This window comes from Stenotrophomonas sp. ZAC14D1_NAIMI4_1 (assembly GCF_003086775.1).
GTDB lineage: Bacteria > Pseudomonadota > Gammaproteobacteria > Xanthomonadales > Xanthomonadaceae > Stenotrophomonas.
Window position 1 is genome coordinate 3,672,180 of sequence record NZ_CP026001.1, and the last position, 16,160, is coordinate 3,688,339.

General features: G+C 68.5%; 13 protein-coding genes. 6 read left to right on the forward strand and 7 right to left on the reverse strand.

What is annotated here, in order from left to right; translation table 11 throughout:
- Positions 1 to 629 precede the first annotated feature (629 nt).
- The 3 genes from C1927_RS16830 to gap all read right to left on the reverse strand — a co-directional run bounded on the left by C1927_RS16830 (position 630) and on the right by gap (position 5,821).
- Complete coding sequence (locus tag C1927_RS16830; RefSeq protein WP_108747274.1) at positions 630 to 2,006, reverse strand: DUF3999 domain-containing protein; 1,377 nt, start codon at positions 2,004 to 2,006, stop codon at positions 630 to 632.
- On the reverse strand, positions 2,003 to 4,693 hold the full coding sequence (locus C1927_RS16835) for a DUF2339 domain-containing protein (RefSeq protein ID WP_108747275.1): 2,691 nt from the start codon (positions 4,691 to 4,693) through the stop codon (positions 2,003 to 2,005). Before C1927_RS16835 ends, C1927_RS16830 begins: the two co-directional genes overlap by 4 nt.
- 123 nt (positions 4,694 to 4,816) lie before the next feature.
- Positions 4,817 to 5,821, reverse strand: a complete 1,005-nt coding sequence (gene gap / locus C1927_RS16840; protein ID WP_079222994.1) for a type I glyceraldehyde-3-phosphate dehydrogenase — start codon at positions 5,819 to 5,821, stop codon at positions 4,817 to 4,819.
- A gap of 193 nt (positions 5,822 to 6,014) precedes the next feature.
- Here gap and C1927_RS16845 point away from each other — a divergent pair, with 193 nt between their 5' ends.
- The 3 genes from C1927_RS16845 to C1927_RS16855 all read left to right on the forward strand — a co-directional run bounded on the left by C1927_RS16845 (position 6,015) and on the right by C1927_RS16855 (position 8,392).
- Positions 6,015 to 6,644 (forward strand): OmpW family outer membrane protein, encoded by a 630-nt coding sequence (locus tag C1927_RS16845; RefSeq protein ID WP_079223005.1) that lies wholly within the window; start codon positions 6,015 to 6,017, stop codon positions 6,642 to 6,644.
- A 118-nt stretch (positions 6,645 to 6,762) separates the two neighbouring features.
- Positions 6,763 to 7,581, forward strand: a complete 819-nt coding sequence (locus tag C1927_RS16850) for a S1/P1 nuclease (protein ID WP_079223007.1) — start codon at positions 6,763 to 6,765, stop codon at positions 7,579 to 7,581.
- A 10-nt stretch (positions 7,582 to 7,591) separates the two neighbouring features.
- A complete protein-coding gene (locus C1927_RS16855) occupies positions 7,592 to 8,392 on the forward strand; it encodes an MBL fold metallo-hydrolase (protein ID WP_079223008.1) in 801 nt (266 codons plus the stop codon).
- Between the two features lie 43 nt (positions 8,393 to 8,435).
- On the opposite strand, the gene C1927_RS16860 is transcribed toward C1927_RS16855, so the two are convergent.
- Genes C1927_RS16860 through C1927_RS16870 form a run of 3 tightly spaced genes read right to left on the reverse strand, consistent with a single transcriptional unit; the run spans position 8,436 to position 10,625 of the window.
- A complete protein-coding gene (locus tag C1927_RS16860; RefSeq protein WP_079223010.1) occupies positions 8,436 to 8,996 on the reverse strand; it encodes a hypothetical protein in 561 nt (186 codons plus the stop codon).
- 8 nt (positions 8,997 to 9,004) lie between these two features.
- Positions 9,005 to 10,267: a M56 family metallopeptidase gene (locus tag C1927_RS16865; protein ID WP_108747276.1), complete on the reverse strand. Its 1,263-nt coding sequence runs from the start codon at positions 10,265 to 10,267 to the stop codon at positions 9,005 to 9,007.
- Positions 10,260 to 10,625: a BlaI/MecI/CopY family transcriptional regulator gene (locus tag C1927_RS16870; protein WP_079223013.1), complete on the reverse strand. Its 366-nt coding sequence runs from the start codon at positions 10,623 to 10,625 to the stop codon at positions 10,260 to 10,262. Before C1927_RS16870 ends, C1927_RS16865 begins: the two co-directional genes overlap by 8 nt.
- A 117-nt stretch (positions 10,626 to 10,742) precedes the next feature.
- Here C1927_RS16870 and C1927_RS16875 point away from each other — a divergent pair, with 117 nt between their 5' ends.
- Genes C1927_RS16875 through C1927_RS16885 form a run of 3 tightly spaced genes read left to right on the forward strand, consistent with a single transcriptional unit; the run spans position 10,743 to position 13,934 of the window.
- Positions 10,743 to 11,300 (forward strand): flavin reductase family protein, encoded by a 558-nt coding sequence (locus tag C1927_RS16875; RefSeq protein ID WP_079223015.1) that lies wholly within the window; start codon positions 10,743 to 10,745, stop codon positions 11,298 to 11,300.
- Between the two features lie 34 nt (positions 11,301 to 11,334).
- Complete coding sequence (locus tag C1927_RS16880; RefSeq protein WP_079223017.1) at positions 11,335 to 13,287, forward strand: acetyl-CoA hydrolase/transferase C-terminal domain-containing protein; 1,953 nt, start codon at positions 11,335 to 11,337, stop codon at positions 13,285 to 13,287.
- A 44-nt stretch (positions 13,288 to 13,331) separates the two neighbouring features.
- A complete protein-coding gene (locus C1927_RS16885; protein WP_237771968.1) occupies positions 13,332 to 13,934 on the forward strand; it encodes an NADAR family protein in 603 nt (200 codons plus the stop codon).
- An 88-nt stretch (positions 13,935 to 14,022) separates the two neighbouring features.
- On the opposite strand, the gene tkt is transcribed toward C1927_RS16885, so the two are convergent.
- Positions 14,023 to 16,020: a transketolase gene (gene tkt, locus C1927_RS16890; protein ID WP_079223020.1), complete on the reverse strand. Its 1,998-nt coding sequence runs from the start codon at positions 16,018 to 16,020 to the stop codon at positions 14,023 to 14,025.
- Positions 16,021 to 16,160: the final 140 nt, after the last annotated feature.

Below are 16,160 nucleotides of genomic sequence, written 5' to 3' on the forward strand. Positions count from 1 at the left end.
CGTACGGCAACAGCGAACTGCAACAGCAACAGCCAAAGCGCTGGCGCTTCGTGGTGCTGGGGTGGGCCGGGGTGGTGTGGGATGGCAGGGGACGCCGTAAACCCCCAATCCGGCCCAGCCGCTGGCGGCTGTGCGTTCGGGCACTTGCGAAGCAGTGCTTCGCAAGCAAAGCGCCCTCACCCATGGGGGCTTGGTCGCCGCTTGCTCGCGTGCGCTGTCCTGCGCACACGGCAAGACCGGGGTTGGGCGTCCTGCCCAACCCGCCCGAGGCATGCCTCGGGCCCATGCGGCTCACACCCCTGCCATCCCACACCACCCCGGCCTCGACAGGTTCATGAGGCGGAGCGGATGGCAAAGGCAAGAGCGGTTTCTGATGTCGGATGGAGAAAGAACGGGGTCAGATCCGCTTTTGCTCTTCTTTTTTCTTTTCCGTGGGTGGACGCGCACGGAAACTGTCAGAGGTCGGGCGGGTGGGCTGGGTAGGGGTGTCCGCGGCATGGATGCCGCGGCCAAGCCCCCATGGATGGGTTCACGGCGTCCCCTGCCCAGCCCACCCGCCCGGCCAAGCGCGGCTTTTGCTCTACGCGACCAACCGACCACCCACGAGGGGCTGCGCCGTTCGCGGGAACCTACGCCGAAGGCGCAGGCTTCTGCCGCAGCAGGCTGACCGCCAGGCCACCCACCACCAGCACGCCCAGGCCAAGCAACGCCCACAGCAACCATGCCTTCCAGTCGCGCTGCGGCTCCAGCGCCGCCGCGCCGGCCAGCGTCTCCGGGGCACCTTCCAGGCGCGCCAGCGTCGGCTGCCACGCAGGGTCGTTGCGCTGGCGCAGTTCCTCGATCAGCACCGCGATCGGGGCTTCGGCGCGGCGTGCGGTGGCACTGCCCACGGCCAGCGCATACGGCGCCGCGCCCTGGCTCAGGAACACCATCACTTCCGGCTGGTAGCCCAGGCGCAGGGTCGGCGCCGTGGCCGTTTCCACCGGGCTGGCCACCAGCTTCCAGTAACGGTCACGCCACGGTCCGGCCAGTGACTGTGCCGCCGACTGCTGGCGCTGGCCCGGTGCGCCCTGCTGCACCTGGTAGGCGATCCACGGCGCGCTGCGCCGCTGCCATTCCGCGCTGGCATCGTCGCGGCTGTACAGCGTCCACTGCACCAGGCTGTTGTCAGTGCTGGCCACGTCGGCCTTGCTGACCGGGAATCGCCCGTCCAGCTCGAAGGTGTATTCGCCCTTGCCGGCGGCGGTCGGCTGCAATGACAGCCACTCCCACGGCACCGTCGCCGGGGCGGGCGGCAGTTCGGCCAGCACGCTGCGCAGGGTCGGCAGGCGCGCTTCGCCCTGCGGCAGCACGCGCAGGTAACGCGCATTGCCATCCACCTGCAGGCGGCGCTGCAGCAGGCGCTTGCCGGCGCGCTGCAGGTCCACCAGCGGCACATCGCGCGACACCGCGCGCCAGTGCTGCAGGTCGTCGCTGGCGTCGACCTGCACCTGTGCCTGCAGGGGTTGGCCGCTGTCGACCCAGTCCAGCACCAGCGCCGCGACCGGCTGCTGGCCCAGCACGCTGCCGTCGATCAGCCAGCCGCCCTGCCCGTTCGCCACGGCGCCACTGCCCACCCGCGCCTCGACCCGGCGAACGCGACCATCGGTATCGCGCTCGGTCAGCAACTGCAGGTCGTTGCGCTGCGCTTCGGCCAGCGGCGGCAGCGCGAACCACGGCAGCTCGCGCTGCACCGGCGGCTGCGCCAGCGGCTGGTCGGGGGCCAGCAGCGCCGACGGCAACGCCTGCCCGGCGGCGTTGAACACCTGCAGGTCGCCCAGGTCGGCACGGCCAGCGCGGCGGTAGATGGCCGGCTCCAGCACCACGCGGTAAGCGCCGGACTGCGCGCTGGACAGGCTCAACGGCCACTGCTCGGCGTAGTGCCTGCGGTAATCGTTGGCCTGCGCGGATGCCGTACCCGCCACGGCCAGCAGGATCGGCAGCAATGCACTGCGCCATGTCTTCATTGCGTGTTCTCCACGGTCGGCGCGGTGCCCGGGGGCGCCGGCGCCAGATAGCCCACGACCGTGCACAGCAGGCCGTAGGCGATGAACGATGCGATACCCAGCAGGTTGCCCAGGTGCTGGCGGTCGATCAGCACCAGCTTGGCCAGCACCACGGCCATCAACACGGCACCCACCATCCACAGGACGCGCTGGCCACGGCGCGAGCCCCAGACCCAGGCGATCACGCCCAGCACGCTCCACAGCACCGTCAGGCTGGTCTGGGCCAGGCTCCCGCGTGCCATCGACGGGCTCCAGGGCGCGCCGCCCCAGTGGTGGACACCGTGCAGCACGGTGCTGGTGAGGGCGATGAAACCGGCCAGCGCCAGCACCGGCACGCGCAGGCGCTGCAACGAGGCCGGGGCCTGGCTGCCGAACAGCCAGCGCGCGGCCAGCAGCAGGCTCAGCCACTGCGCAAGTTCAGCCGGGTTGAGCACCGGCAGCCACGGCAACGGATCGGCATCACCGGCCAGGCTGATGCCGATCCACCAGGCACAGGCCAGCACACCAAACACCACGGTCTGCAGGGTGGTGCGTGCTGCGTCGAAGGCGTCGCCCAGCGGCCAGCGCAACCACGTCCAGCGCCACAGCGACACGGCCGCCAGCAGCAGCCACGGCAGGGTCACCAGCAGCGCCGTCCAGCCCTGCGCCAGCTGCGCGGCATCATCGCCCCACAGCGCAAGCAGGGACAGCAGCGAAGGCCACAGCAGCCACCACAGGAACTGGGCGATGCGGCCCACGCCGTCGCCGCTCTGCCGCAGGCACAACAGCGTGCGCACGCCCAGCACCGCAAACACCGCCCAGGCCAGCCCGCCGTAGCCGGCAAACGGCTGCTGGTGCGCATCGCCCTGCAACAGCGCCAGCGGGAAGCCCGTCGCCAGCATCAGCAGCGCGGTCATGCCCAGCGCACGCGCCGGCTGCCGACGATGCACCTCGGCGGCCAGCCAGGCGGTCACCGCCGCCAGCACCAGCAGGGCATCGGCCTTTGCTGCGTGCTCGATGAAGCGGACGATTTCATGGACGAAGCCGCCCAGCCACCACAGCAGGCCCCACAGGTAATAGACCAGGGCAACGTCATGCCGCGCGCGGCGCTGGTAGCTCCAGGCACTGGCGAAGCCGGCCACGGCCAGCAGCAGCGCGCCGACGGCGGTGGCGTTGAGCAGGAACCGGGTGTCGCCGTGCCAGTGGTCGGCGCCCACCACGAAGGCGAACGCGGCACCGAGCTGCAGCAGCGCGGCAGCCACCTGCGGCAGCCAGCGCTTCTGCCGCAGCCCCAGCCACGCCAGGCCGGCACCTTCCAGCGCGAACACCGCGCCGGTGGCACGCGCCGACAGCGCCAGCGGCACCGCGAGCGTGGCAAAGCCCACCGCCAGCACCGCGTGCGACTGCGCCAGCACGCTGTACGACGCGCGATGGATCAGCGCGCGTGCCAGCAACGCATAGACCGCCGCCAGGCCCAGCGCGCACAGCGCCAGCGTCATCGGCTGCTCGTGCAGCATGCCGGCCTGCAGCGAGAACGCGATCAGCGGCGTGCCGAACACCAGGCTGCCATCGACCAGATCGCGGCGCTCGGCCGGCTGGCGGCGTGCGTACAGCAGCGGAATCAGCAGGTAGAACGCGAAGAACAGCAGCAGGAAGGGTTCGGTGCTGGCGAACTTGTCGGCGCGGTACTGCAGCACGCCCCAGAAGGTGCCGATGCCGAAGGTGAAAGCAAAACCCAGCAGGTTGAGCGCGCGCCACGGGCGGAACCAGGCGATGGCGAAGATGCCCGCATTGAGCACCGCGTAGTAACTGAACAGCCCGACGTGGTTGCCACTGCCGGTGGACAGCCACAGCGGCGCCATGAAGCCGGCAAGGATGCCCAGCACTGCCAGCGTGCGCGAGTTCTGCACCACGGCCAGCACGCACAGGCCCGCCACCAGCAGGATCGAGCTGGCGAAGGCAAAGCCGGGGTTGATGAGTTCGAAGCGCTTGAACGCAGCGAAGATGGTCAGCAGCAGCACGCCGATGGCACCGCCCTGCAGGGCCAGCGCAAACAACCGACGACGTTCGCGCTGGTGCCAGCCGAAGCCCAGCAGGCACAGCGCACCGACGGTGATGGCGGCCAGGCGCAGCTCGATCGGCAGCACCAGCCAGCCCTGGTCGCTGACGTACTTCAGCAGCGCAGCAACGCCGGCCAGCAGCACCAGCATGCCGATCTTCACCGGCACGTTGCCCTCGGTGAACCAGCGTTTGGCCGCGCCCACGGCACGTTCAATGACGTTGGGCTGCGCCGGCTGCTTCGGCTGCGGCGGCAGCGGCGGGCGCGCCGATACCGGCGGTGGCACGGGTGGCACGGGGGGCGCAGGTGGTTCGGGCGCGGGACGCGGTGCAACGGGAGGTACCTGCGATACCACCGGCGGCGGAGCGGCCGCAGCCGGGCGCAGGACCGGCGGTTCGCGGGTCCCGGCGGCGGGCGCGGCGGGCCGTGGCGGCGCCACGGCGGCCTCGGGCTCACGCGGCGGGGCGGCAGCGGCCGCGATGCCGTCAGCCACTGCGCTCTCCAGCGCGGCCACGCGCCGGCGCAGGCCGGCAATCATCACCAATGCCACCACCAGCAGCAGCGGTATCGCCAGCAGGGCCAACACCACCAGGACGATCAGTGCTTCCATTCTTCGTCTACCCCAACGCAGCCGCGCCCCAGCGGCAGCGGTCCGTGGCCCATGCTACGTCAGCCGGGCCCATGAACGACGAACCCCGGCAAGCCGGGGTTCGTGTGCGGATCTTCGCGGGCCTTACTTGGCCGCGACGACCTTGGCCATTTCCAGGCACTTGTTCGAGTAGCCCCACTCGTTGTCGTACCACGACACGAGCTTGACGAAGGTGCCGTCGAGGGCGATGCCGGCGTCGGCATCGAACACCGAGGTGTGGGTTTCACCGACGAAATCGGTGGCCACCACCTTGTCTTCGGTGTAGCCCAGGATGCCCTTCAGCGCGCCTTCGCTCTGTGCCTTCACTTCGGCGCAGATCTCGGCGTAGGTGGCTTCCTTTTCCAGCTCGACGGTCAGGTCGACCACCGACACGTCCGAGGTCGGGACGCGGAAGCTCATGCCGGTCAGCTTCTTGTTCAGTTCCGGGATGACCACGCCGACGGCCTTGGCCGCGCCGGTGGACGACGGAATGATGTTCTCCAGGATGCCGCGGCCGCCGCGCCAGTCCTTGTTGGACGGGCCATCGACGGTCTTCTGGGTGGCTGTGGCCGCGTGCACGGTGGTCATCAGGCCGCGCTTGATGCCCCACTTGTCGTTGATGACCTTGGCCAGCGGGGCCAGGCAGTTGGTGGTGCACGACGCGTTGGAGATGATCGCCTGGCCGGCGTAGGTCTTGTCATTCACGCCGAACACGAACATCGGCGTGTCGTCCTTCGACGGAGCCGACAGGATGACCTTCTTCGCGCCCGCATCGATGTGCTTCTGCGCGGTTTCCTTGGTCAGGAACAGGCCGGTGGCTTCCAGCACCACGTCGGCGCCGACTTCGTCCCACTTCAGGTTGGCCGGGTCGCGTTCCTGGGTCAGGCGGATCTTCTTGCCGTTGACCAGCAGGTCGTTGCCCTGCACCGCCACGTCGGCCTTGAAGCGGCCATGCACGGAGTCGTACTTCAGCATGTACGCCAGGTAGTCCGGCTCCAGCAGATCGTTGATGGCTACGATTTCGATGTCATCGCCGAAGTTCAGCACCGCCGAGCGCAGGACGTTGCGTCCGATGCGACCGAAACCGTTGATACCAACCTTGATTGCCATGTTCAGAAGCTCCTGCAGCCGCGACAGGTGCGGCGGGATGGATAGGGCCCATAAGTCTAGCAGCACCCCACTGGCCACCGCCGGCCAGCGCCGCGGGCTGGCAGGCGGCGGGACAGGATTTGATCCGGATCAAAGCGTTAGCGCGGCGTGAGGCCGAGACTGGCCCCATCTACCCCGCAACGAGAACACCCCCATGCGCAAGACCTCCCCCCTGATCCTGGCCGGCCTGGCCGCTGCCGTCTCGCTGGCCGCCGCCCCGGCCATGGCCCAGTCCAAGGGCGACTGGACCGTCTCTGCCGGCGTCCACCAGGTCGCCCCGAAGTCGAACAACGGCTCGCTGGCCGGTGGCACCCTGAAGGTGGACGTCGACAGTGACATCAAGCCGACCATCACCGGTGAATACTTCATCGCCGACAATCTCGGCATCGAAGTGCTGGCCGCGCTGCCGTTCAAGCACGACATCAACATCAACGGCCTGGGCCGCGTGGGCAGCACCAAGCACCTGCCGCCGGTGGTAAGCCTGCAGTACCACTTCAACAGCAAGGGCAAGGTCTCGCCGTTCGTCGGCGCGGGCCTGAACTACACGACGTTCTTCAGCGAGGACACCACTGGCGCGCTGGCGGCCAGCAAGCTGAAGCTGGAAGACTCGTGGGGCCTGGCCGCGCATGCCGGCATCGACTTCGCCATCGGCGAGAAGGGCGCGCTGCGCGTGGACCTGCGCTGGATCGACATCGACAGCAAGGTGAAGCTGGACGGCGAGAAGATCGGCACGGTCAACATCGACCCGCTGGCTTACGGCGTCTCCTACGTCTTCAAGTTCTAATTCAAGTTCCAGGACACCCACAAACCTCGCAGCATGTTGCCCCGGTGTGTGTGCCGGGGCTTTTTTTGGACACATTGCGTCAAACCCGCGGTTACCTTCGCCCCGCTAGAATGGGCGCATGAAAGCCCTGCACTCCCTGATCCTCGCTGCCGCCCTCGCGCCGGCCCTGCTGACCCTGTCCGCCCCCGCCCATGCCTGGGGCGCGCAAGGCCACCGACTGGTGGCCGAAGTGGCCGATACCCGCCTCAACCCGGCCGCGCGTGCCGAGGTCGACCGCCTGCTGGCCACCGAGCCCGGCGCCACCCTGGCCAGCATCGCGCCGTGGGCCGACCAGCTGCGCGCCAAGGACCCCGGCCTGGGCCGTCGCTCCGCCGGCTGGCACTACGTCAACATCGCCGAGGACGGCTGCCAGTACGAGCCGGCCAAGCATTGCAAGAACGGTAACTGCATCGTCGAAGCACTGAAGGCGCAGAGCGCCATTCTCGGCGACCACAGCCTGACCGACGGCGAGCGCCTGCAGGCGCTGAAGTTCGTCGTGCACATGGTCGGCGACGTGCACCAGCCGATGCATGCCGGCTACGGCCACGACAAGGGCGGCAACGACTTCCAGCTGCAGTTCGGCAACCGCGGTACCAACCTGCATTCGCTGTGGGACAGCGGCATGCTCAACACCCGCAAGCTGGATGACGCCGGCTACCTGCCGGTGCTGCGCGCGTTGCCGGCGCCGAAGCTGGCCCGCCAGTCCAACCCGCAGCGCGACCCGCAGCGCTGGGCCGAAGCCAGCTGCCGCATCTCGGTGCAGCCGGGCGTGTACCCGGCCACGCACAAGATCGGCGATGAATACACCGAGCGCTATCGCCCGGTGGCCGAAGCACAGCTGCGGCTGGCCGGCGAAAATCTGGCACAGCTGCTGAACCGCGTGCTCGGCACGCGCTGAGGAGGTTCCGATGTCGGCCCAGGTCCAATCCTTCTTCCACCGCGACAGCAATACCTTCAGCTACCTGGTCTTCGACCCGGACAGCGGTGAAGCGGCGCTGATCGACCCGGTCCTGGATTACGACCCGGACACCGACGCCAGCAGCGACGCGCCGGTGCGCCCGCTGCTGGAGGCCATCGAGCAGCAGGGCCTGCGCCTGCGCTGGCTGCTGGAAACCCACGCCCATGCCGACCACGTGTCGGCCGGGCGGCGGCTGAAGCAGCGCTTCCCGCAGGCAACCCTGGCCATCGGCGAGGGCATCCGCGAGGTGCAGGCCACCTTCGCACCGCGCTACGGCCTGGAGCTGGCAGCGCAGGACGCACACTTCGACCATCTGTTCACCGACGGCGAAACCTTCGCGCTGGGCCAGTTGCAGGGCCGCATCATCGCCGTGCCCGGCCACACCAGCGACAGCATCGCCTACCTCATCGGCGATGCGCTGTTTACCGGCGACTCGCTGTTCATGCCCGATGGCGGCACTGCCCGCTGCGATTTCCCGGGCGGTGATGCCGCGCAGCTGTACCGCTCCATCCAGCGCCTGCTTGCCCTGCCCGATGCCACCCGCGTGTTCGTCTGCCACGACTACGGCCCGGGTGGCCGCGCGTTCGCCAACCAGACCACCATAGGCGAGCAGCGCGCGCACAACATCCACGTGCACGACGGCGTAGAGGAAGCCGCGTTCGTCAGCGTGCGCGAGGCACGCGATGCGACCCTGGCCGAACCCAGGCTGATGCAACCGGCGGTGAAAGCCAACATCGTTGGCGGCGCCTGACGACAGCGGTGGAAAACCGCCGGGCGTGGCCCGGCGCTACCCGTTACCTGCCCTGCGTGCGTACCACGTGCTGGCCCTTCAAGATCTCGAAGGTGAACGCGTACTGCAGGGTGACCGCCACCGGTTCGATGCGGTCGGCACCCTCGCAGCCACGGTCATCAGGCACCTTGCCCGGTGCGAAGTGGCAGACCGCTGCGGACGAGTACAGCCACTGCGCGACTGCGGCCTGCGCCGCCTGCAGCAGCGGCCCGTTCTCCGCCGCCAGGCCGGCGCTGCATTCACTGCGGTCGGTCAGCGGCTGGCTGCGTTCAACCCGCCCCTGCGCGTCGACCACCACCTGCAGGCAGATGGTGGTCGGTGCCAGCGAGGTGCGTGGGTCGTTCCCGCCCACCACCGGGTCGGGTGCGGTATGCAGCTGCGGCATCCGATAGCCCTCGCTGGCCGCCAGCGTGTAGGGCTGGATCTGCCCGCTACCGTCCCCATCCGCCGCGCGCAGGCGCTGGTGGCCGACGTTCTCGCTGCGGGTGTCGACCGTGGTCACGCGCTCCCGGGTGGCGCAGCCTGCCAGCAGCACCGCTGCAATACACAGCGGTGCGCCCTTCATCGCTGCCTTCACTGCGCCTGGCCACCAGCAGGTTCGGTGTTGTCCATGGCGTAGGTGATCGGGATACGCAGCTTGCCGGCCACCGCCTTGCCATTCTTCATCGCCGGCGTGTAGGTCCATTTACGCGCCGCTGCGATCGAGGCAGCTTCGAATACTCCGGGGTTGGTCGCACTTTCCACCTGCACGTCGGTGACGGTGCCCTTGGCATCGACGGACACGATCAGGTTCACCACACCGGTCTGGCCCTTCTCGAAAGCCTCGGCCGGAAAGCTGGGCGGTGACATCTTCTGGGCCTGGATCGGGCTGTCCAGGCCGGCCTTGGCGGCATCCGCCGCGGCGTGCTGGAACGGTTCGGCGCTGACCGACGGCGTGCCCTTCACCGCGCCCTGGCTGGCCCAGGCCAACGCAGCAACACCCATGCACAACCCCATCAGCAACACCTGGCCGGACACCTTCGGCAATGCCTTCCGCTTCGACTGCTTCAACATGGCGATACGCTCCTTCAACACGGGTTGGCTGCGCCAATGACATGCCATCGGTGCAACCGGATGGACCAGCTGCGCCTTCAACAGCGTGCTGGCATAAAGACGGCGCTGCGTCGGCTGCGCGGCAACGGTGCGCGCATCGCAGGCCAGTTCCTGGTCGCGCAGGAAGCGGCGCGCGGCCCACGGCAACAACGGGTGGAACCAGAACACCGACCGTGCCAGCAGCAATGCGCCATTGGCCCAGTGGTCGCCATTGCGGCGGTGGCTGCGTTCGTGGCGCAGGATCAGCGCCTGTTCGTCGGCATCGAACTGCTGGTCGAAGTGCGGGCCGACCACGATGCGCGGCTGCCACAGGCCGACCAGCGCGGGCAGGCCGGGGTCGGCGCTGGCCTGCCAGCTGCCATCGCCACGTGCCTGCAGCGTGCCCAGTGCGCGCTCGAAGCGGCGTTGCGCGCGCAGTTCGCGCGCCAGGTGCAGGCCGGCGCCCAGCCCCCAGACCAAGGCCAGCAGCCACGGCCACATCGGCAGCTGCGCGGTGACACCTTCAACGGTGCCCGGCACCACCTTCAGCGGCAGCGTGGGTACATGCTGCAGCACCGGCAGTGCCCGCAAGGCCGGCAGGGGCAGCAGCAGGGCCACCATCAGCAGCGGCAGCAGCCACCAGCTGCGATAGGCCAGCTCCGCGCCGCCCAGCTTCACCAGCAGTGGCCGCGCGGCCGCCAGCAGCAGCACGCCCAGCGCCAGCCACAGGCTGGCCTGCCACAGTCCATCGAGCAGCTCATTCATCGTCCATCTCCTGGATCAGCTTCTTCAGTTCGGCAATGTCCTGCGCCGTCAGTTGCCCGCGCTCGCTGAAGTGCGCCACCAGCGGCGCCACCCGGCCATCGAACACGCGGCCGATGAAGTCCTGGCTCTGCGTTTCCACCCAGGCCTGGCGCTGCAGCAGCGGCTGGTACAGGTAGCGGCGGCCATCGCGCTCGGCGGCGATCGCGCCCTTGGTCAGCAGGCGGTTGAGCAGGGTCTTGATGGTCGGCTCGGCCCATTCACGGTGGGCCAGTGCGGCCACCACCTCATCGGCACTGCGCGGCGCCTGCTGCCACAGCACCTCCATCACGACGGCTTCGGCTTCGCTGATCGGGGTCATGGTTTACATCCGTAATCGACAGCCCGATTACGCGCGTAATCGAACGGGATGTCAAGCCCTCGACCGCCGGTTCATCCGGCCTGCCCCAGCATCGGCCCTTCTGCCCACGGAGCCCGCATGAAGCCGCTGCGCAAGCTGGATTACCCGGTGGACCAGGCCCGGCGTTTCCTCGAGCCGGGCCCCATCGTGCTGGTCAGCACGGCGGCCCACGGCCAGCGCAACCTGATGACACTGGGCTGGCACATGGTGATGGGCTTCTCGCCCTCGCTGCTGGCCACCTACATCTGGAACGAGAACCACAGCTTCGCCCTGGCCCGCGACAGCCGGCAGTGCGTGATCAACGTGCCGGGCGTGGAGCTGCTGGACACCGTGGTGGACATCGGCAACTGCAGCGGCCGCGAGGTGGACAAATTCGCACGGTTCGGCCTGGATGCAGTGCCCGCCCGCGACGTCGCCGCACCGCTGGTCGGCCAATGCCATTCCAGCTTCGAGTGCCGGCTGCACGACGACAGCCAGGTGCAGGCCAACAACCTTTTCATCTGGGAAATCGTGCGCGCCCACGTCGCGCCGCGACCGAAGCTGCCACGCACGTTCCACTACCGGGGCGATGGCCGGTTCATGGTTTCGGGGCAGGAAATCTCGCGTCGACGGCGGTTCAAGCCCGACATGCTGTAATGCCAGCACTCTCCTTGCCGCAGGACCGCCACGCATGACCGAACACCTGACCGACCTCGACGCCGCCGTTGACTGGCTGTTCGCGCGCGTGGACGGGCCGCTGCGGGTGGGGGCACCGCTGGCACTGGGCAAGCCGCACCGGCTGCTCAATGCGTTGTATGCGCGGGTGGAAGGGGATGCGTCGCGGCCGCTGCAGCTGTACACCGCACTGTCGTTGAACCCGCCCAAGGCACGCGGCGATGGCCTGGAGGCGCGCTTCATGGCGCCGTTCGTGCAGCGCCATTTCGGCGAGGATTTCCCGCGCCTGGCCTACGCCGATGCGATCGCCCGCGATGCGCTGCCCCCGCATGTGGAGGTGGAGGAGTTCTACATGCAGTCCGGTGCGCTGCTCGGCTCGCGCCAGGCGCAGTCCAGCTACACCAGCCTGAATTACACGCATGCCGCCGATGCCGTGGCGCAGCGCGCGCCGCACGTGATCGTGCAGAAGGTGGCGATGCGCCCGGACGATCGCCGGCTCTCGTTGTCGTGCAACAACGACATCACCCAGGACACCCTGGACGCGATGGCCGCGCGTGGACTGCCACGCCCGCTGCTGGTGGCCGAGATCGACCCGCAGCTGCCCTACCTGGGCGGCACGGCCACGGTGGATGTGTCCTTCTTCGATCTGGTCATCACCCCGCCGCCGCCGTACCCGGCGCTGTTCGGCCTGCCACGGCAGCCGGTGGCCGATGCGGACTACGCCATCGGCCTGTACGCGAGCACCCTGGTACGCGATGGCGGCACGCTGCAGATCGGCATCGGCACCCTGGCCGATGCACTCAGCCATGCGCTGGTGCTGCGCCACACCGACAACGCGCGCTACCGCCGCGTCTTGAACGCGCTGGACCCGCAGCTGCCCAGCCACCCGCTGGTGCAGGAAATCGGCGGGCTGGACCCGTTCGAGGTGGGCCTGTACGGCTGCAGCGAAATGCTCAACGAAGGCTTCCGGCGGCTGGTGCAGACCGGCGTCATCCGGCGCAAGGTGCACGACGATCTGGCGCTCATGCAGCGCATCGAGAATGGCAGCACGCTGTCCATCGACCATGCCACGCTGGAAGCCGAGGGCGAGTACCTGCACGGCGCGTTCTACCTCGGCTCGCCCGAGTTCTACGAATGGCTGCGCACGCTGCCCGAGGACGAATGCCGCGCGATCGGCATGCGCCGCATCAGCGAGATCAACCAGCTGTACGGCGGCAACGAGACGCTGGAGCGCCTGCAGCGCCGCCATGCGCGCTTCTTCAATTCCTGCATGATGGCCACCGCGCTGGGTGCGGCGGTGTCCGATGCGCTGGACGACGGCCGCGTGGTGTCCGGCGTGGGCGGGCAGTACAACTTCGTGGCGATGGCGCATGCGCTGCCGGAAGCGCGCAGCGTGCTGATGTTCCGGGCCGCGCGCGACGACAAGGGCCAGCGCGCCTCGAACGTGCGCTGGAACTATGGGCACACGACCATTCCGCGCCACCTGCGCGACATCTACCTCAACGAGTACGGCATTGCCGACCTGCGCGCGTTGACCGACGACGACTGCGTGCAGGCGATGGCCGCGATCACCGAAGCGCCGTTCCAGGCGGGGCTGCTGCAGCAGGCCTACGCATCGCGCAAGCTGCGTACAGGGCGGCACCCGGACCCGCAGCGCGAACAGCGCAACACACCGCAGGCCCTGGCCGCGGCACTGGCCCCGTTCCGTGCCGATGGCACCCTGCCCGACTACCCGCTGGGCAGCGATTTCAACGAGATCGAGCAGGTGCTGGTGAAGGCACTGGGCTGGCTGAAATCGAACACGCAGACGCGCGGTGACATGCTGCGCACGGTCTGGGCAGCGCTGCGGCAGCCGGCCGGCGACGGTGATGCGGTGTACCTGCAGCGCATGGGCCTGCAGGCACCAAAGGAGTTCGGCGAGCGCCTCAACGCACGGCTGCTGCGCCTGGCCCTGGCCCGCACCGCGTAACTGCGCGGTGGTAGCGCCGGGCCATGCCCGGCGGACAAGCATCAGTGCCAACCAAGGTTGGCACCTACCTGGGCACGGCGGCACGCTATCCTGTAGCGATGAAAGACGATTCCCGTTTCCTGCATGACCTGCAGCAGCGCCAGGCTGCAGGCGAAGACCTGCGTTACCTCTGCTTCTGGGGCCACCAGCCACCGCGCAGCGGTGTGTCCGCCTCCTGTTTCAGCCAGTGGTATGACGCTGGCTTCGACATCGACGGCGTGCATTACCGCACCGCCGAGCACTACATGATGGCCGGCAAGGCGCGCCTGTTCGGTGCCACCGAGCTGCTCGACAGGATCATCGCCAGCACCACACCGGACAAGGCCAAGGCACTGGGCCGCCAGATCGAAGGCTTCGACGAAGCGCGCTGGGTACAGGCGCGCTACCAGCTGGTGGTGGACGGCAACAAGGCAAAGTTCGCCCAGAACCCGGAACTGGGGGCGTTCCTGCGCGCGACCGAAGGCTGGGTGCTGGTCGAAGCCAGCCCGGTGGATTTCATCTGGGGCATCGGCCTGGCCAAGGACCACGCCGACGCGCACAACCCGGCGCAGTGGCGCGGGCTGAACCTGCTGGGGTTCGCACTGATGGACGTGCGCGGGGCGATGTAGCGGTTATCCACGCATGGCGTGGATCTGCCTTGGCCAACGAAAAAGGCCGGCTTGCGCCGGCCTTTTCCTTTCTGCTTCGCGAAGCTGCTTACAGCGCCTTCGCCGCGGCCACCACGTGGTCGGTGGTGATGCCGAAGTGCTTGAACAGCTTGTCCGCCGGGGCCGAGGCACCGAAGGTGTCGATACCGATCACCGCGCCGTCCAGGCCGACGAACTGGCGCCAGAAACCGGTGACGCCGGCTTCGATCGCCACGCGCTTGCGCACGGCATTGGGCAGCACCGATTCACGGTAGGTCGCATCCTGGCGCAGGAACACGTCGGTGGACGGGATGGAAACCACGCGGGTCTTCAGGCCGGCGGCGTCCAGCTGGGCCTTGGCTTCGGTGGCCAGCGAGACTTCCGAACCGGTGGCGATCAGGATCACGTCCGGGGTACCGGCGGCGTCGGCCAGCACGTAGCCACCGCGCTCGATCTGGGCGATCTGCTCGGCGCTGCGCGGCTGGTGCGGCAGGTTCTGGCGGCTGAACACCAGGCAGCTCGGGCCGTCCTGGCGGGTAATCGCAGCCTTCCAGCTCACGGCCGACTCGACGGCATCGCACGGGCGCCACACGTCGTTGTTCGGGATGTAGCGCAGCGAGGCCAGGTGCTCCACCGGCTGGTGGGTCGGGCCGTCTTCGCCCAGGCCGATCGAGTCGTGGGTGTAGACGTGGATCGCGTGGGCCGGGATCAGCGCGCTCATGCGCACGCCGTTGCGGGCGTAATCGCTGAACACCAGGAAGGTGGCGTCGAACGGAATGAAGCCACCGTGCAGGGCCAGGCCGTTGGCAATGGCGGTCATGCCGAACTCGCGCACGCCGTAGTACACGTAGTTGGCATTGGCATCATCGCTGGCCACCGACTTGCTGCCCTTCCACAGGGTCAGGTTCGAGTGCGCCAGGTCAGCCGAACCGCCGACGATTTCCGGCAGCAGCGGCGCGAAGGCTTCGATGGCCAGCTGCGAGGCCTTGCGCGAGGCGATGGTGGCGCCTTCAGCGGCGACCTTGGCGATGTAGGCGTCGGCCTGGGCGACGAAGTCGGCCGGCAGTTCGCCATGCGAACGGCGGGTCAGTTCGGCGGCTTCGGCCGGGTACTGCGCAGCGTACTTGTCGAACTGCTGTTCCCACTCGGCCTGGCGCAGGGTGCCGGTACCGCCGGCACGCCAGCCGGCGTAGATCTCTTCCGGAATCTCGAACGGACCGTAGTTCCAGTCCAGCGCCTTGCGGGTGGCGGCCAGTTCGTCCTTGCCCAGGGCGGCGCCGTGGCTGGATTCCTTGCCGGCCTTGTTCGGCGAACCGAAGCCGATCGTGGTGCGGCAGCAGATCAGGGTCGGCTTGTCGCTCTGCGACAGCGCGGCCTCGATGCCGGCCTTGATGCTTTCCGGGTCATGGCCGTCGACATCACGCACGACGTTCCAGCCGTAGGCCTCGAAACGCTCGGGGGTGTTGTCGGTGAACCAGCCCTCGACGTTGCCGTCGATGGAGATGTGGTTGTTGTCCCAGAAGCAGACCAGCTTGTGCAGGCCCCAGGTGCCGGCCAGCGAAGCGGCTTCGTGCGACACGCCTTCCATCAGGCAGCCATCGCCCATGAACACCCAGGTGCGGTGGTCCACGATCTCCAGCTCCGGGCGGTTGAAGCGCTGTGCCAGCAGCTTCTCGGCCAGGGCGAAGCCCACGGCATTGGCGAAACCCTGGCCCAGCGGGCCGGTGGTGGTTTCCACGCCCGGGGTCTCGTGGCGTTCCGGGTGGCCGGCGGTGTGGCTGCCCAGCTGGCGGAACTGCTTCAGCTGCTCGATCGGCAGGTCGTAGCCGCTCAGGTGCAGCAGCGCGTACTGCAGCATCGAGCCGTGGCCGTTGGACAGCACGAAGCGGTCGCGGTTGAACCACTGCGGGTTGTTCGGGTTGTGCCGGAGGAAGTCGTTCCAGAGCACTTCGGCGATATCGGCCATGCCCATGGGCATGCCGGGATGGCCGGAATTTGCGGTTTCAACCGCATCAGCGGCAAGGAAGCGGATGGCGTTGGCCAACTGGCGACGGGTAGGCTGCGTCATGGTTCTGTCGGAATCGGGAGGCGGCCGCGAAACTGCGGGCGCGCCATTGTCCCACAGACGCCCGGCAGGGTCAGGTCAACGTCGCCCCGAAACAGAACGGGGCCGGAACCCTTTCCTGGCGGAAAGGGATCCGACCCCGT